General features: G+C 37.6%; 14 protein-coding genes. All 14 read right to left on the bottom strand.

The features are described from left to right. Window positions 1–252: 252 nt before the first annotated feature. Complete coding sequence (locus MWH30_RS11700) at window positions 253–513, bottom strand: stage V sporulation protein S (RefSeq protein WP_248664273.1); 261 nt, start codon at window positions 511–513, stop codon at window positions 253–255. A 162-nt stretch (window positions 514–675) separates the two neighbouring features. After that, a complete protein-coding gene (locus MWH30_RS11695) occupies window positions 676–1,701 on the bottom strand; it encodes an elongator complex protein 3 (protein ID WP_248664272.1) in 1,026 nt (341 codons plus the stop codon). Between the two features lie 8 nt (window positions 1,702–1,709). Further along, window positions 1,710–2,441 (bottom strand): pseudouridine synthase, encoded by a 732-nt coding sequence (locus MWH30_RS11690; protein ID WP_248664271.1) that lies wholly within the window; start codon window positions 2,439–2,441, stop codon window positions 1,710–1,712. A gap of 228 nt (window positions 2,442–2,669) precedes the next feature. Then, complete coding sequence (locus tag MWH30_RS11685; protein WP_248664270.1) at window positions 2,670–3,809, bottom strand: D-alanyl-D-alanine carboxypeptidase family protein; 1,140 nt, start codon at window positions 3,807–3,809, stop codon at window positions 2,670–2,672. A gap of 38 nt (window positions 3,810–3,847) precedes the next feature. Continuing rightward, window positions 3,848–4,255 (bottom strand): GerW family sporulation protein, encoded by a 408-nt coding sequence (gene ytfJ / locus MWH30_RS11680; RefSeq protein ID WP_248664269.1) that lies wholly within the window; start codon window positions 4,253–4,255, stop codon window positions 3,848–3,850. Beyond that, a complete protein-coding gene (locus tag MWH30_RS11675) occupies window positions 4,228–4,992 on the bottom strand; it encodes a DUF2953 domain-containing protein (RefSeq protein WP_248664268.1) in 765 nt (254 codons plus the stop codon). The genes ytfJ and MWH30_RS11675 overlap by 28 nt, the downstream gene beginning before the upstream one ends. 125 nt (window positions 4,993–5,117) lie before the next feature. Continuing rightward, entirely contained in the window at window positions 5,118–5,681 is a 564-nt protein-coding gene (scpB, locus tag MWH30_RS11670; RefSeq protein ID WP_248664267.1) for an SMC-Scp complex subunit ScpB, read from the bottom strand. Further along, complete coding sequence (locus MWH30_RS11665) at window positions 5,674–6,462, bottom strand: segregation and condensation protein A (protein ID WP_248664266.1); 789 nt, start codon at window positions 6,460–6,462, stop codon at window positions 5,674–5,676. The genes scpB and MWH30_RS11665 overlap by 8 nt, the downstream gene beginning before the upstream one ends. Before the next feature lie 13 nt (window positions 6,463–6,475). Continuing rightward, window positions 6,476–7,456, bottom strand: coding sequence for a tryptophan--tRNA ligase (gene trpS / locus MWH30_RS11660; RefSeq protein WP_248664265.1), 981 nt, complete (start codon window positions 7,454–7,456; stop codon window positions 6,476–6,478). A 613-nt stretch (window positions 7,457–8,069) separates the two neighbouring features. Next, window positions 8,070–8,660, bottom strand: a complete 591-nt coding sequence (locus MWH30_RS11655; protein WP_248664264.1) for a site-2 protease family protein — start codon at window positions 8,658–8,660, stop codon at window positions 8,070–8,072. Continuing rightward, window positions 8,661–11,330: a CBS domain-containing protein gene (locus MWH30_RS11650; protein ID WP_248664263.1), complete on the bottom strand. Its 2,670-nt coding sequence runs from the start codon at window positions 11,328–11,330 to the stop codon at window positions 8,661–8,663. A 111-nt stretch (window positions 11,331–11,441) separates the two neighbouring features. Beyond that, window positions 11,442–12,752: a diaminopimelate decarboxylase gene (gene lysA / locus MWH30_RS11645; RefSeq protein WP_248664262.1), complete on the bottom strand. Its 1,311-nt coding sequence runs from the start codon at window positions 12,750–12,752 to the stop codon at window positions 11,442–11,444. A 123-nt stretch (window positions 12,753–12,875) separates the two neighbouring features. Next, the gene (locus MWH30_RS11640) at window positions 12,876–14,408 is read right to left on the bottom strand and encodes a methyl-accepting chemotaxis protein (protein WP_248664261.1); all 1,533 of its coding nucleotides are present in this window, start codon (window positions 14,406–14,408) and stop codon (window positions 12,876–12,878) included. 20 nt (window positions 14,409–14,428) lie between these two features. Next, window positions 14,429–15,280 carry a phosphate ABC transporter substrate-binding protein gene (locus MWH30_RS11635; protein ID WP_248664260.1) on the bottom strand — a complete coding sequence of 284 codons (852 nt, stop codon included), beginning with the start codon at window positions 15,278–15,280 and terminating at the stop codon, window positions 14,429–14,431. Window positions 15,281–15,366 lie beyond the last annotated feature (86 nt).

Here is a 15,366-nt window from a genome sequence, read left to right as displayed (position 1 = left end):
ATCAAAATATAGATAGATCTTCAAGCGTTTTTATAACTTTTATATAGTTTTTGTTAGTATTTTAACAGCTGTTACAACCTCCTCAACAATTACATCAATTTAGCATTAAGCCTTATTTTATCATAAACTAACTAAAAAAGAAATAGCAATCCAACTCCAAAATAAAGCCTACCCTAAATAAAGGGTAGGCTGATAAATATAGTAATTAAAGTTTAAATAAATATCTTAAAGAATCCATCCCACAACTTAAACTTACCGAGGCTCTACAATAAACTTAATAGCTGTCCTTTCCTCTCCATCAATCTCAATTTCGGCAAATGCCGGAATTGCAACTAAGTCTACTCCACTAGGAGCTACAAAACCCCTAGCAATAGCAATAGCTTTTACTGCTTGATTAACTGCTCCAGCACCTATACTCTGTAATTCAGCCCTACCTTCTTCTCTTAATACTGCAGCTAAAGCACCTGCAATTGATTTAGGTCTAGAATCTGATGCTATTTTTAATACCTCCATGGGTTCTCCTCCTCTTATTTTTATTTTAGCCTATCTCCAAGCTCATCACCTTCTATATATATGTATAGTGTATTAATTACTTATATTATTCATCATAAACCAAAAAAATCCTTCTTTCTCAATAACTTTAACTATTTTAAAGTTCAAAATTGTTTGAATTTTTTAGATAGTAATCAATTTTTGCTCATTAATTACTATTTTCCCAAATTCCAACTGTTGATCTGTTTCTACTCTAACTTCTACTTGATAGCTTTGCTCTAAATCTATTAAGTTACTATTTTTTTGCCCCCGTAATACAGAAGAAAACCTAGGATTGATCTTTAAACTTATTACCTCAGCTCTTAAATTAGAACCCAACTCCTGCTTCAACTTATCCAAAACTAGTTTTGACTCCACTAACTGCCTAAAAGCAGGATGAAAGGGCCCGGCCACTATAGACTCTTGATTCACTTCAGCCGAAGGCTGTAAACCGAGTCTGATCACTGGAATTTCAGCCTCTCTAAACAGCAGTAGCTCTTCTTTGCAGATCTCCACTGCTTCAGCCACTGTCAGCGGAGTAAATAGTCCTTTTTTATATAACTGAGCTAAAGCAGTATCCTTAATTACTAAAGTAGGATAGATTCGTACTAAATCCGGAGCCAACTCAATAGTTTTAACAGCACTATAAAGCATAGTCTCTCGAGTAGCCTTAGGCAGGCCCGGCATTAACTGAATCCCTAACTGAAAACCAAAATCCTTGATTAAATTACTAGCCCTAAGTACCTCTTCCACACCATGGCCTCGCTGAGCAGCCTCAAGCACCTCCGCTACTAAAGACTGCACCCCTAACTCAATCACCTCTACTCCATAAGCAGCTAAATTATTCAAAATCTCTACATTAATATAGTCAGGACGAGTAGACAGACGCAGATTATCTACCTGTCCTTGCCGATAATAATCAACGGCCACCTCTAAAAAACGATTCTGTTCCTCGATTTCAAGCCCAGTAAAACTGCCGCCATAAAAAGCAATCTCCACTTTAGCCTCTGTATGATCTATAGTCTCTAAATACTCTTCGATTCTATCTTTAACCTGTTTCACGCTAACCCCTGAAACTCCCGTTATCTCTCGTTGATTGCAGAAAATACAGTCATGAGGACAACCGAAGTGAGGAATAAAAATCGGAATTATATAGTGCTCCTTAGCCATATTCTCACCTACTGATTGATCTCTGCTTGTTTTTCTATTCTCTTTAACTGTTTAATCTCCTCTTGGCTTAAATAACGATAATCTCCTACAGACACCCCTTGTAAATCAAGAGGACCAAACTTAGTTCGCTTTAATTCTTTAACCGGATGGCCTACTGACTTCCACATCCTTCTCACCTGTCTATTTTTCCCCTCGTGAATTTTAAGCGAAACAATAGCCTCACTACCTAAGTCGGCCACTATTTTAGCTTCAGCCGGAGCTGTCCAACCATCTTTAAGTTGAATTCCGCGCTCTAAAGCCTCAATCTTAGCCTGGTTAGGAACCCCTGCTACTGTAGCTACATAAGTCTTTTTTACTCCTTCACTAGGATGAGTCAACACATAAGTCAAGTCTCCATCATTAGTTAGCAACAATAAACCTTCAGTATCCTTATCCAGCCTACCCACCGGATGTACCTCCTGTTTAACATCCGTTAGAATATCGAATACCGTCTGGCGCTGATAAGGATCATCAGTAGTAGTAATATAGCCCTGAGGTTTATTTAATAGAATATAAACCAACTTTTCTCTTTGAATTACTTGACCATCAACTTCAATCTTATCCTGCTGAGGGTCAACCTTAGTCCCTAATTCTGTCACTACTTCTCCGTTTACCTTCACTCTACCGGCAGCAATAATTTCTTCACTCTTTCGCCGCGAAGCAACGCCGGCTCTAGACATTAGTTTCTGTAATCTCTGCATATTGATCACCCTTCAAAAAGATTTAAGAATTAGTGCTTAATGATTTATGGTATAGTTTTGATTTTGAACTAACAGTTTTGAACTTACTGATTCCTGACAACTAACTACTAATTCCTAATAAATACTTCCTGAAATCAACTGAAACTCCTTTATTTAAAAACAAAAAGCCGGAGCTTACTCAAGCAAGCTCCAGCTTTAATTACTCAAATTTAAATTCTATTCAATAGCTCAAAGAAAGAGCTGTCCAGCAGCACTTAACCAGTTCCAAAACCTATCCCACTTAGAATCAGGAGTTAGCTCTTCTTTAGCTAGTAAAGGAATACTCCCCTTTACTTGTCCATCTGCATAGACAACGACTCTGCCTACTGACTCTCCCTGCTCAATAGGCAAGTTCAAGTTACTTTTTAACTTAACTTTACTACTCAATTGAGACTCCTCATCCACAGGTAAAACTACTGCTAAGTCCTGAGCTGCCATTAAACTTAGCTCCTTGCTAGGAGCCGCTGCTAAAGATAAAGAATGAACTTCTTCTCCTTCTTCCACAATTTGAATTCGTTCAAATGCCTCTAGACCGTAGTTTAGTAGTTTTATAGAGTCATTCCACATCTGGTTACTCTTTAAAACTACTGAGATTACCTGCCTTCCTTCCTTAGTTGCTGAAGAAACTAAACATCTTCCGGCAGCATTGGTATAACCGGTTTTTACTCCGTCGACATTTTTAAATCTACGCAGTAAACGATTTGTATTCAACAAAGAGCGACCGTAAGTGTGGCCCTGCCAAGTGATAGTTTTGCGAGTAGTATTAACTATTTCAGCAAAGGTCTGATTTTGTAGAGCATACCTAGTAATCATAGCTAAATCGTAGGCAGTAGTTAAATGGCCTGGCTGGGGAAGCCCATTTGGATTTTTGAAAGTAGTATTCAAAGCCCCCAGTTCTCTAGCCTTACGATTCATTAAATGAGCAAACTCTTCTACACTTCCCCCGATATGTTCAGCAATAGCCACCGCTGCATCATTTCCGGAATTCAGCAGCAGTCCATAAAGCAGCTCTTCTAATTTTAATACTTCTCCTTCGCCTAACCAAATAGTGGAGCCGCCTTCATAAGCAGCCCTAGAACTAGCTTTTACTTCAGCATCTAAATCACCCATTTCCAAGGCTAAAATCCCGGTCATTATTTTTGTTGTGCTAGCTGGAGGCCTTTTTTCATGAGCATTTTGAGAGTATAATACTTCCCCCGTTTCAGCATCGATCAGAATCGCTGATTCCGCTGTAATTTCAGGCTTAGCCTCTAAGGTAGAGATATTAATTGTTAATAATAACAATAATATTGCTATTATAAATAGCTTACTCCACTTTTTTTCTTTCATTAAGTCTCCCTCATTTCTTCTAAAAGTGCAATTCACAATTAATTATGATAATCAGGCCCCTGCTTTTGACTCCCAGACTTTAACTCCTTTAACAAGTCAGGAGCTGCATTAATCAGTCTTTCTATCACCGCGTTATTATCAACTGGTAAAAGCTTCACCTTTTCTTGACCTACTACTAAAAAGGCTACCGGCTGTAACATAACTCCTCCCCCGCTACCACCGCCGAAAGGTTTGTCGTTCTTGTTTTCTGGAGAAGTTTCCTGTTGATGATGTTCATTATATTCACCACCACCAGCAGCAAAACCAAAGCTTACCTTAGAAATCGGAATAATTACACTACCGTCAATGGTCTCTACTGGATCACCTACAATAGTGTTTACATCTACCATTTCCTTAATATTTTCCATTGCCGTATCCATTAATCCCTCAATCGGATGTTCTGCCATTTATACTTGAACCTCCCTTTATATCTATTGATGATTATTCTCGTACCTACGCTAATAATATTTCCTAAGCGAAGGCTAAATATACTTTTAAACTCTACATCTATCTTATTAACCTGATTGAAATCGGGGATTACTTTAAAGTCAGGTCTAACCATACTTTCAGCTATATTGCTTAAGATAGAATATAAATTACTTTTTAGGGCCCAAATAACTCCCGTTAAAATTCCTGTCCAAGCTGGATCTTTAACTCCAAACTCCGTTCGCCAAAGTAACTTTTCACACTGACCTCTTAAACTTAAAATCAAGGTTCCAATTATCCTTAATAAAATCGGGTTCCGTAAACTTAACTCTTCCAGCCTATGTAATTCATCCTTTAAAGTATCTAAACCGCGCTCCAAGGCTTCAAACTCATCCACCATTCCTAAGGAAAACTTAAACTGTTCCTTTAATCTGGCCCAATTAATCTCATCCCAAGAAAATAAAATATCTTTTTCTGTTTCTGCACTGGGTGAACCTGTAGCTTCTATTTTAGCTTTTATCTCTAAAAAGGGAAGATAGAGCAGTCTTTTGAAGTCAATATAAGGAATATCTAAACTATACTTAATTAATCCAAAAAGCATCTCTATCCAAATCTTCAAATCATCGTCTTCTTTTCTCCGAGAATAATTTACTACCACCTTAACGGGCATTAACCAAATGATTGTTATTATTGCTATGATAGTTATTAAAGTAATCATTATCTAGCTCCCCATACTCAGCTTAGTCTATAGTTATTATTTCCCAATTATAAATTATCATACAAAAAAACAACCCTTTTCCAGGTTGTTTGATAGTTTAGTATTCTATTTTTAAAGGCTTTATCTTAATCCAATAGCTTTTCTTCCAGCATTTCCTCTTTTTTCAAATCCTCTAACTTGGGCAACTCTTCCGGCTCCGGTAACTGGCTTAAGTCTTCCAAACCGAAATATTCCAAAAACTTATCACTAGTACCGTAAATAATTGGGTTGCCTATAGTATCTTTACGGCCCAGCTTAGTTACTAGATCTTTTTTTTGTAAAGTTCTTAGTGCTTTTTCAACATTAACCCCTCTAATATCCTCAATTTCAGCTCTAGTAACTGGCTGCTTATAGGCTACAATAGTTAATGTCTCCAAAGAAGCTGGAGTTAAGGATTTTTCCACTTCCGGTTGATAAAGTTCCTCGACATAAGTAGCATATTGGGGCTTAGTCTGTAGCCTAAAACCTTCACCTATCTGTATCAGCTCCATCCCTCTGTTATGGTCTTGATAATCCTGCTCTAACTGCTCTAAAGCTTCTTCAATCTCCACAGCAGTTAAATCGCTTACTTTACTTATTTCAGCAACTTCTATCGGTTCAGCAGCCATGAATAGTAACGCTTCTACTAAAGCCTTTTTATTTTCAACCATAATCAATAACCCCTTCATCAGCACTATGATAAATTTGAATATTAGCAAAGGTCTGCGACTGCTTAACCACCACTTTACGCAGTCTCATTAGCTCCAAAAGAGCCATAAAGCTAACCACTATCTCCAGTCTGCTATCTTCCTCTGCTAAAAGTTCTTTAAAGCCTAATTTATTTTCTTGAGTTAACTTTTGCTCTAAATCGGTCATCTTCTCCTGAATACTGATCTCTTTTTTTCTCAGCCGCTGCAAATTTCTTTCCGTTTTTGCCTCTTGTTCCTGCTGAGCTTTACTCCGCTCTTCTTTAGCCGAGATCACCTCTTCAAAAAGCTGTACAAACTGCTCTAGCTTAACCTCCTCTAACGGATTAACCTCTGGAGCTTCAGTATCGACTTCCTTTAAAATAGACTCCAAATTCTTAGTATACTTCTTTCTTTGCACCTCTTCATACTTTTTTAAACGTTGGGCCAGCTGTTTATACTTCTTATACTCCAAGAGTCTATTAATTAACTGCTGTCTAGGATCTACTTCTTCCTCATCCTCTTCTTGAGATTTTTCCTCAGGCAATAGCATAGTAGACTTAATCTGAATCAACCTAGCAGCCATTACTAAAAACTCGCTAGCTATCTCCAAATCTAACTCCTGCATAGCTGAAATATAATCTAGATATTGGGCCGTAATCTCGGCAATAGAAATATCATAAATCTCCATTTCATCCTCTTTAATCAAGTGCAATAAGAGAGGAATCGGGCCCTCAAAAGAATCTATTTTAACCTCATAACTCATGCTTCCACCTCGATCACAGCTTCATTGCTGCTCTTACTTCTTCCATAGTAGCCCTAGCTACCTTTCTTGCCTTAGCTGCTCCCTGAGCTAGAATTTCATCGATCTGTTCTGGATTGCTCTCCAGTTCTTTTCTTTTTTCTCTAATCTCGGCTAATTCAGCTATTAAGACCTCCCTTAATCTTCCTTTACAGTCCATACAACCTATATCGGCTTGACGACAAGCAGCTCCTAACTCTTCTAACTCTGCTTGGTTGAAGATTTTATGAAAATCATAGACTGAACAAACCTCGGGATCACCAGGATCATCCAAACGAACTCGTTGAGGATCAGTAACCATCTCCTTCACCTTAGCCTCTATCTCCTCTTTTCCATCAGCCAAGAAGATAGCATTACCATAACTCTTGCTCATCTTGCGCCCATCTGTTCCTAGTAGCTTAGGCACCTCAGTTAATTTGGGCTCCGGTTCAGGAAATACCTCTTGATAAAGATAATTAAAACGGCGAGAAATCTCTCTAGTAAGCTCCAAATGAGGCAGTTGATCCTTACCTACCGGTACAGTATCTCCTTTATACAACAAAATATCGGCGGCCTGTAATACCGGATAACCTAATAAGCCATAGGGCACAGAATTACCTAAGTTTAACTCTTCAATCTGTTCTTTATAGGTAGGATTTCTTTCTAATCTAGAAACTGAAGTAATCATCGAAAGTAACAGGTGTAGTTCAGCGTGCTCTTTTACATCAGACTGTACAAAGACTACACTCTCTTCTGGATCTATTCCGGCACTAATCCAATCTATTACTAATTCTCTACTATTCTCTCTAATACTTTCAGTACTATCATATTTAGTAGTTAAAGCATGCCAATCTGCTACTTCAAAGTAGCAGTCATAGTCCTCTTGTAAGTTTACCCAGTTATCTAATACTCCTACTAAATGGCCTATATGTAACTTGCCTGTAGGTCTCATTCCGCTTAGAATTCTTCCTTTAGTCATTTATTAGCTCCTCCTTAATCTCTTTCTATTACTTTGCTATAGTTAACAGTTTATAGTGGATAGCTTATAGTTAAGTTCAGGTTCTAAGAACAAAACAATATCGGTCTATTGTTGCGTTCAAACGAAGTCTGGGTAACCCCAGGGGTGTTTCCAGAGTAATGGTTAACTTCGTGTCAACGCTACAAATCTTTTTTCTCTCCTTGTGTATTTATCAAAGATTAGAGCTATTGTGATTTGTTTAAAGCTTTTTTGAAGTTATTTAATAAAAACGACGAAAAAAGCTAGATTCCGCTCCTAAACACCCCTGGGGGATTATTTTATCATGAAAAACCACTTCGCTATCAGCACGGTCAAACAGGTGTTTCTAAGTGATATTAAAGATTATTTTGTAATGCTTCTTAACGAATCGGAACTAAAATAAGAACTGATTTAGCCAATTTTTCTAATTAAAATTGGCGGGCTCTTATTTTAGTGGAGATGAGTTTTAGAAGCATAAAAATAATCTTTTTTAACGTGAAATGCCTGTTTGACCCCCAACACTCAACGGAACAATATAACAATGTGGTAATGAAATTAAACTTTTGAACTTCAACTATTAACTGTCAATTGAAGTCTATAAAAGCAATCGATAAAAGAAAAACCAAATAGGCCCGATAATATTACCCAATACTCCTGTAAAAACCAAAAAGAGAAGTACAAAAGGCCCGTAAGCCTCCAATTGATAAATAATACTATCATACTTGCGAGGTAAAAAGCCAGCCAAAATCTTAGATCCATCCAAAGGCGGTACCGGCAATAAGTTGAAAATAGCTAAGCCTAAATTAATCCCTACCCCCAACTGCAAAAATATAAGCACCACCGGCGGTAATACAAAAGCTAGACTATTAAATAAGCCAGCTAATAGAATGGCCATCAAAATATTGGAAGCTGGCCCGGCTAAACCTACATACATCATGCCTTGTTTAGGGTCATCAAAGTAACGTGGATCCACTCGTACCGGCTTAGCCCAACCAAAGCGTTGAGTAAAAAGCAAAACTAAGGTTCCCATTAAATCCAAATGAGCCAAAGGATTAAGCGTCAATCTACCAGTCATTTCCGGAGTAGGGTCCCCTAATAAGTCAGCCATTTTACCGTGAGAATACTCATGAATCGATAAAGAAAACAGCAATACAGGTATCAAAAGTATGAGTTGAGCAATATCCATCTATTCAACACGCTCCCTTTCAAATCTCATTAAACAACCTCTTAAATATCTAAGTTCATCCTCAGAGGTGCTTAAGTTTCCATTTAGTTTTTCTTCCTTAACCTCAGCTAACACCTCTGCAAAGTAAGGCCCTGGTTTATAACCTAGACTAATAATATCCTTACCACTAACAGACAGTTCTACCTTTCTCAACTCCACTAAATACTTCTTAATCCACTCTTTAATTTGCGGCCCTTCGCTTAACAAAAGTAGATAGATAATCTCCTCTATACTCAAAGGCTCTAAGCTATTATAGACTGTATAAGGTTTAATCTCCGCAGAAGCCAAAGTACTTAATAACTTTTCGGCCTCCCCTTTAATGAATAAAGCCTTATCAATTATATCATTGCTAAACTTCAATTTCAATAAAAAGTCCCTAACCTCTTCTTCAGCTAAGCTATCTAGCAATAATAATAAGTATATCTGCCACAACTTTATCTCCTTTTTAAATTCTAAGTCTTGAAGCCATTTTAGGGCCCAAGGCACCTCTAAAGCCCGCTTATGTTGAGAACGTTCCCAACTCAAACCCGGATATAAGTGCTCAAAAACTCTAAAACTTTCTAAATCACGTAAAATCTCTGCTGGATTATCCTCTTGTAAAATTAAACAGAGTTCATTACTTATCCTACCATAAGAAACTCCCGCTAATATATCCTGCTCTAAAGCATGGTTAATCAACTCTTTAGTTAACGCATCCAGCTCAAAATCGTAACGATTAGCAAACTTCAAAGCTCTAAAGATTCGAGTCGGATCGTCTATAAAACTGCAGTTGTGTAGGGCCCGCACCACCCCCATTTCTAAATCTTCCAGTCCTCCAAAAAAGTCAACTAGTTTACCAAAATGTGAACTATTAAGCTGAATAGCTAAGGCATTGATAGTAAAATCCCGTCTAAATAAATCCTCCTTTAAAGAAGCCAGCTCTACTTTCGGCAAAGCAGCCGGAGAATCATAATATTCTATGCGGGCACTAGCTATATCCAACTCCAGTCCATCAGCCAATAAAAGAGTAGCTGTTTTAAACTCAGAATGAACCTCCTTAAGCTCGTAGTCTAACCTTTGAGCTAACTCTTTTGCAAATAAAATCCCATCACCTTCCACCACTAAATCTAAGTCCAAATTATCTATATCCAAGAGCATATCTCTAACAAAACCACCAACAATATAAAGATCGATTCCCAGTTCATCAGCCAGTTCTCCCATCTCTCCTAGCCTTATTCCTAGCTCTTCAGCTAAGTTTTCTAATTCCTTTTGTAGATCATACTTTTCTTCAGCTACCGAAACTATACTGCGACCATAACGGTTTTGTTGGCCCTTAATATAATCAGCTTCTCCATAAAGCAGCCTCAGAATATCACTTCTAGTTACTATTCCTACCAACTTTCCTTCTTCATCCACCACCGGTAAACGACCAATATCATTTTCTATCATTTTACGCTGAATCTGTTTAAAGGTATAGTCTTTACTAATAGAGATTACTTCGCGAGACATATACCCTTTTACTGGAGCATGCATTAAATCATGTTCTCTAACCTTATCCACATCTCGTCGCGAAATAACACCTACTATTTCATCAGCCTCAGTAACTATCAATCCCGAATGACCATATCTCAACATCTTCTTCTCCGCTTGAGTAATGGATTTATCAGGCTTAATAGTCTTAACCGGGCTAGACATAATATCCTTGGCTAAAATCACTGGTTCCACCTTCTGTCGAACCAAACTCATTAACTGAGCTTCTATTTCTGTCAACGATGTTTCTTGATCCTGAAACATAGCCGAAGCAGCCCTAGCATGCCCACCGCCATCATACTCTCTCATCACCCGGGCTACATCAATCATATCCACATTACTCCTAGCCACTATCAATACCTTGCCTTCCATACGCACCAAAGTAAACACTGCATCAGCTCTGTTTAAATCATCTAATTTATGAGTTAAATAGGCTATGCCACCTATATATTTCTCTACCTCTGCTTGATAGATATTCACCTTAAAACCATTAAATTCATGGACAGTTAATGAGTTTAAAAGTCGACTGAATAACTCCTGTTGTTCAGTGCTTAATGAACGTTCAATAAACTCCTTAATTACTGCTAAATTAGCCTCCTGAGCTAACAAATAAGAGACCATTTCTGCATCAAGCGCTGTAGTAGAATTAAACATCAATGAACCGGTATCTGTATAAATTCCTAAGGCGAATAAAGTAGCTTCAAAAGGGGTAATCTCCAATTTTTTTCCCTTAATTTCTTGACAAAGTAAGGTGGTGGTAGCTCCTACAGTTTCCACCCTTTGCCAATCCCCAATTAAATCATCATCACCTTCAGGATGGTGGTCATAAATGATCAGTTCCACCTCGGGATCTCGGGCTATCGCTTCTAGCTTACCTAATCTATTAGCTACTCTAGTATCAACTACTATTAATCTCTCCACTTCTCGATTTTCTATAACTGGACTTATTTCTCGCAACTTCTTAATTTCAATCCGATCCTTATATAAAGACATGAAGTCTCTAACCTTAGCGTTTAATCTACCTGAAAATACCATAGTTGCTCGCGGATACAGTTTGTTAGCAGCAACCATAGCCGCTAAAGAATCAAAGTCTGCTCCTTCATGGCCTGTTATTAGCTCCACCTTCAGCCCTCCTTAAAATCAAACATTGACCATTATTATACCACAGATAATGAAATAAGCAAAAAATTAAGCCCTACCTAAATTTAAAGCAGGGCTTAGTCTTATGTAGCTTTATAAACGCTGAGGAACTTCCTCTCTAGCTATCAAATCTTCATAGGTTTCAGCACGCATTATCTCTTCCACTTGACCGTCATTTACTAAGACTATTCCTGGTCTTGGCAAACTATTATAGTTGCTAGCCATCGCGTAACCGTAAGCACCAGTACAGCTAACTAATAAAATATCCCCAGAAGCTAACTTAGGTAGTTCAATATCCCAAATTAACATATCACCGGACTCACAACACTTACCCGTAATAGATACTAACTCTTCCGCTTCTTGATCAGCTTTATTAGCTACTATTGCTTCGTATTTTGCCTCATAAAGAGCAGGTCTGATATTATCAGGCATTCCTCCATCAACTGCTACGTACTTACGTATCTCAGGAATCTCTTTAATAGAACCTACAGTATAAATGGTAGAACCAGCAGTCCCCACAATAGAACGTCCCGGCTCATTAATTATTTTAGGTAAAGGAATATCTATCTCCGCACACTTTTCCTTAATAGCTTCAGCAACTATTTCAGCATACTCATTGATATCTACAATTTCATCATCTTCGGTATAGTTAATTCCAATTCCTCCACCTAAGTTTAATTCTTCTAAAACTACTCCAGTTTTTGCTTTAATATCGGCTACAAAGTCCATCATTATCTCTACAGCTAAACCAAAAGATTCTAGATTAAAGATCTGTGAACCAATATGACAGTGAATTCCTTTCAGATTTAAGCGATCTGCTGCTACTGCTTTTTGAGCCGTCTCTAAAGCTAATCCATTTTGAATCCCTACTCCAAACTTAGAATCAGTCTGTCCAGTTTGAATATATTCATGAGTATGAGCTTTCACTCCTGGAGTCACCCTTAACATAATATCAACATCAATATCTTTTTCATCAGCTAACTGATTCAATAACTGTAATTCATGATTATTATCAACTATAATTCTACCAATACCAGCTGATAAAGCCATTTCCAGCTCTGCTGGAGTTTTATTATTACCGTGGAAATAAATTTTTTCCACTGGAAAATCAGCCTCTAAAGCTGTATAAAGCTCCCCGCCAGAAACAACATCTAAACCTAAGCCCTCATCGGCAATAATTTTGCAAATTGTTAAAGACATAAAAGCCTTAGCAGCATAGATAGTTTCTGAATTAGGGTAAAACTCTGCAAAAGCTTCTCGATAGGCTCGACAGTTATCCCTTATCTCCTGTTCATCATAAATATATAGAGGAGTACCATACTCCTGAGCAATATCTGTTACTTTACAACCGCCAATTTCTAGTTCACCTGCTTGATTGATATTCATTGTTCCTTGCAACTGCATATTTTGACTACTCCTTCCTCAATTTTAATAATAATAACTATATTTTAAAGCCTAGAATAACATACTTATTATTTGCTGTCAAGTATTGATGTTAGGAAGATGTGAGTTCCATTTTTAAGGCTGTTAAACAGTAAACTTATCAACTAAGTTCTGTAGTTCTTGAGCCATATCAGCTAACTCTTGCGAAGATTTAGTTACCTCATCGGACATATCACCAATTGCTTCTGAAGTATCAAGCACCTCTTCACTGCTTTGAGCTAAGATCTTAGTAGCTACAGCAGTTTCTTCCATATGCTCTGAAGTTTCTCCGATTGATCCTTCAATCTCATCAAAGACAGAACCGGTTTTTTCGGCAACTTCCTTACCTTCACTTACCTTTGTTTCTACTTTCTGTACAGCCTTTAAGCCTGCTTCAGACTTCTGCTGTGTCTCCTTAATCAGCTTAGAAATATCTTGGGTAGAATTAGCAGTCTCTTCAGCTAACTCTCTAATTTCTTCAGCTACTACTGCAAAACCTCTTCCGTGCTCTCCAGCTCTAGCTGCTTCAATTGCAGCATTTAAAGCTAATAGGTTAGTTTGCTCCGCTATATCATTGATCACTTCTATAATTTGACCAATTTCTTGAGAAGTTGAGTCTAACTGATTAATAACCGTTACTGCTTCTTCAACCTCTTGGTTAATAGACTTCAAACTACTTACAGTCTGCTCCAAGTTCTCATTTCCAAGCTGCGCTTGAGCAGTAGATTCCTCAGCTAAGGCAGTTATCTCTTGGCTGCTCTCGGCTACCTGCTGAGTAATAGAGTCTACATTCTTTAACCTATCAATAATAGAATCAATATTAGCATTACTTTCTTCGGAAGCAGCAGATAATTCCTGGCTATAACCTGATAACATATCTATTTTTTTCAAGATCTCTGCCACTAACTCTCTTAATTTAACCTGCATTTCGTTTAATGAATTACAAAGATCACCAATTTCATCATCGAAATCAACCTCTAAGGCTTCTATATTTAAATTACCATCAGCAATCTGCCGCGCAAAGTTAACTGGCCTGCGAATAGGAGCCACGATAAACTTAGGTACGGCCCAAAAGCCCAGCAAAGATACTATTAATAAAAATAAAACTGCTGCTCCCATCATAAATCTGTTCATAACCGTTACCGCCCTATTATATTCTTCCGCTAATTCTTGGGATATTAGAGCTAAGTTTGCAGATACTTCAGCTTCAATCTCATTATACAACTCTCTAATCTCTGCTAATCTCTGATCTCCTTCATCATCCCTTCTTTCCAAAAAAAGAGAAGTAATAGCTACCAGTTCAGCATAAAAATGAGTATAATCTTCTATAACTACCTCAGCTACTTCTGGATATTCATTCTCCAACTCTGCTAATAACTCATAGGTTTCCAAAGATACCTGGGCAGCATCTAAAGAATAAACTTCACTTCCCGTCATAATTCCATTCTGCAACTGAATAATGGTATCTTTAATATTATTTGTAACCTCTCTCTCTAAACTATGTATTCTTTCCAGCTCACTATTTATCTCCTGAAATTGATAGTTTTGATAATAAAAGGTGATCCCAAATATTGCAATAGCCAGTATAGTAATCATCACCATTGGTACTGTAATTTTACCACGTAAATTCAACTCCATCTCCTCCTCCCCTTTTCTAATTAATTAACAGGAATAAATCCTTGTGCTTCTACTATAGCTTGTCCTGTTTCAGCTAAGATTAGCTCCATAAACTCTTCTATATTTGGAGTTAATTCCGGATAAACTAAATTCAACTCCCTAACTATAGGATACTCTCCCCCGACTATATTTTCTTGAGAAGGCTCAATTCCATCCAAGGTTAAAATTTTAATTGGTGCTCCCTGTTCTTGCAGATTAAGCGCAGTTCCTAAAGATACATAACCAATAGCATTAGGAATTCCACCTACTATGGTAATCATCTCTAAATTAGAACCTATTTCATGGGCCCTAACTGAAATCTCTGCTTCAGCTACATTTTCTTCACGATGTGGACTTTCTAAGCCACTATAATCTTCAAAGAGATCTAAAGTAGACCTGCCTAATCTTTTAGATACTAATAGTACAGACTGATCGGGCCCGCCTAACTCCTGCCAATTATCGACTTCTTCAGTATAAAGCTTAACTACTTCCTCTTTACTAATCTCTTCTATCGGATTCGCTTCATTAACTATTACTACTAAAGCATCCATTCCAATCGTAGTAAAGTCCAGTTCCTCTGCTTCAGCATCGGTTAAGCTACGAGAAACGGCTCCAATATCGGTTATTCCCTCAATAGCTTCCGAAACTCCAGTACCACTCCCCCCAGCACTTATCTGCAAAGTTTCTCCAGTCTCATCCAAATACGTTGGAGCTATCTCTTCTAAAATAGGCTGAATAGTACTAGCTCCAGAAATCCTCAAAGCTACTTCTTGCGCTGAAGCCAACTGAAAATTCAATAAAATAATGCTAATTAAAATAGTAGTAATAATAACTCCTCTTTTAACTTTATGCATATATCTTTTTCCCTGCTTATAAAAATCTATACAAAACTAACTATAGACCACAATTTCACAGGATTACAATTGTGTAGGATGCAATC

This window comes from Fuchsiella alkaliacetigena (assembly GCF_023227765.1).
GTDB classification, from domain to species: Bacteria; Bacillota; Halanaerobiia; order Halobacteroidales; family Acetohalobiaceae; genus Fuchsiella; species Fuchsiella alkaliacetigena.
Note: the sequence above shows the minus strand (reverse complement) of the source record. Positions and strands in the feature narration are given on the sequence as shown.

What these genes read in the sequence shown, in the direction of transcription:
- MWH30_RS11675 (WP_248664268.1), bottom strand. Translation starts at nt 4,992, where the DNA reads ATGATTACTTTAATAACTATCATAGCAATAATAACAATCATTTGGTTA.
- MWH30_RS11695 (WP_248664272.1), bottom strand. Translation starts at nt 1,701, where the DNA reads ATGGCTAAGGAGCACTATATAATTCCGATTTTTATTCCTCACTTCGGT.
- MWH30_RS11640 (WP_248664261.1), bottom strand. Translation starts at nt 14,408, where the DNA reads ATGGAGTTGAATTTACGTGGTAAAATTACAGTACCAATGGTGATGATT.
- scpB (WP_248664267.1), bottom strand. Translation starts at nt 5,681, where the DNA reads ATGGTTGAAAATAAAAAGGCTTTAGTAGAAGCGTTACTATTCATGGCT.
- ytfJ (WP_248664269.1), bottom strand. Translation starts at nt 4,255, where the DNA reads ATGGCAGAACATCCGATTGAGGGATTAATGGATACGGCAATGGAAAAT.
- MWH30_RS11700 (WP_248664273.1), bottom strand. Translation starts at nt 513, where the DNA reads ATGGAGGTATTAAAAATAGCATCAGATTCTAGACCTAAATCAATTGCA.
- lysA (WP_248664262.1), bottom strand. Translation starts at nt 12,752, where the DNA reads ATGCAGTTGCAAGGAACAATGAATATCAATCAAGCAGGTGAACTAGAA.
- trpS (WP_248664265.1), bottom strand. Translation starts at nt 7,456, where the DNA reads ATGACTAAAGGAAGAATTCTAAGCGGAATGAGACCTACAGGCAAGTTA.
- MWH30_RS11655 (WP_248664264.1), bottom strand. Translation starts at nt 8,660, where the DNA reads ATGGATATTGCTCAACTCATACTTTTGATACCTGTATTGCTGTTTTCT.
- MWH30_RS11665 (WP_248664266.1), bottom strand. Translation starts at nt 6,462, where the DNA reads ATGAGTTATGAGGTTAAAATAGATTCTTTTGAGGGCCCGATTCCTCTC.
- MWH30_RS11685 (WP_248664270.1), bottom strand. Translation starts at nt 3,809, where the DNA reads ATGAAAGAAAAAAAGTGGAGTAAGCTATTTATAATAGCAATATTATTG.
- MWH30_RS11690 (WP_248664271.1), bottom strand. Translation starts at nt 2,441, where the DNA reads ATGCAGAGATTACAGAAACTAATGTCTAGAGCCGGCGTTGCTTCGCGG.
- MWH30_RS11635 (WP_248664260.1), bottom strand. Translation starts at nt 15,280, where the DNA reads ATGCATAAAGTTAAAAGAGGAGTTATTATTACTACTATTTTAATTAGC.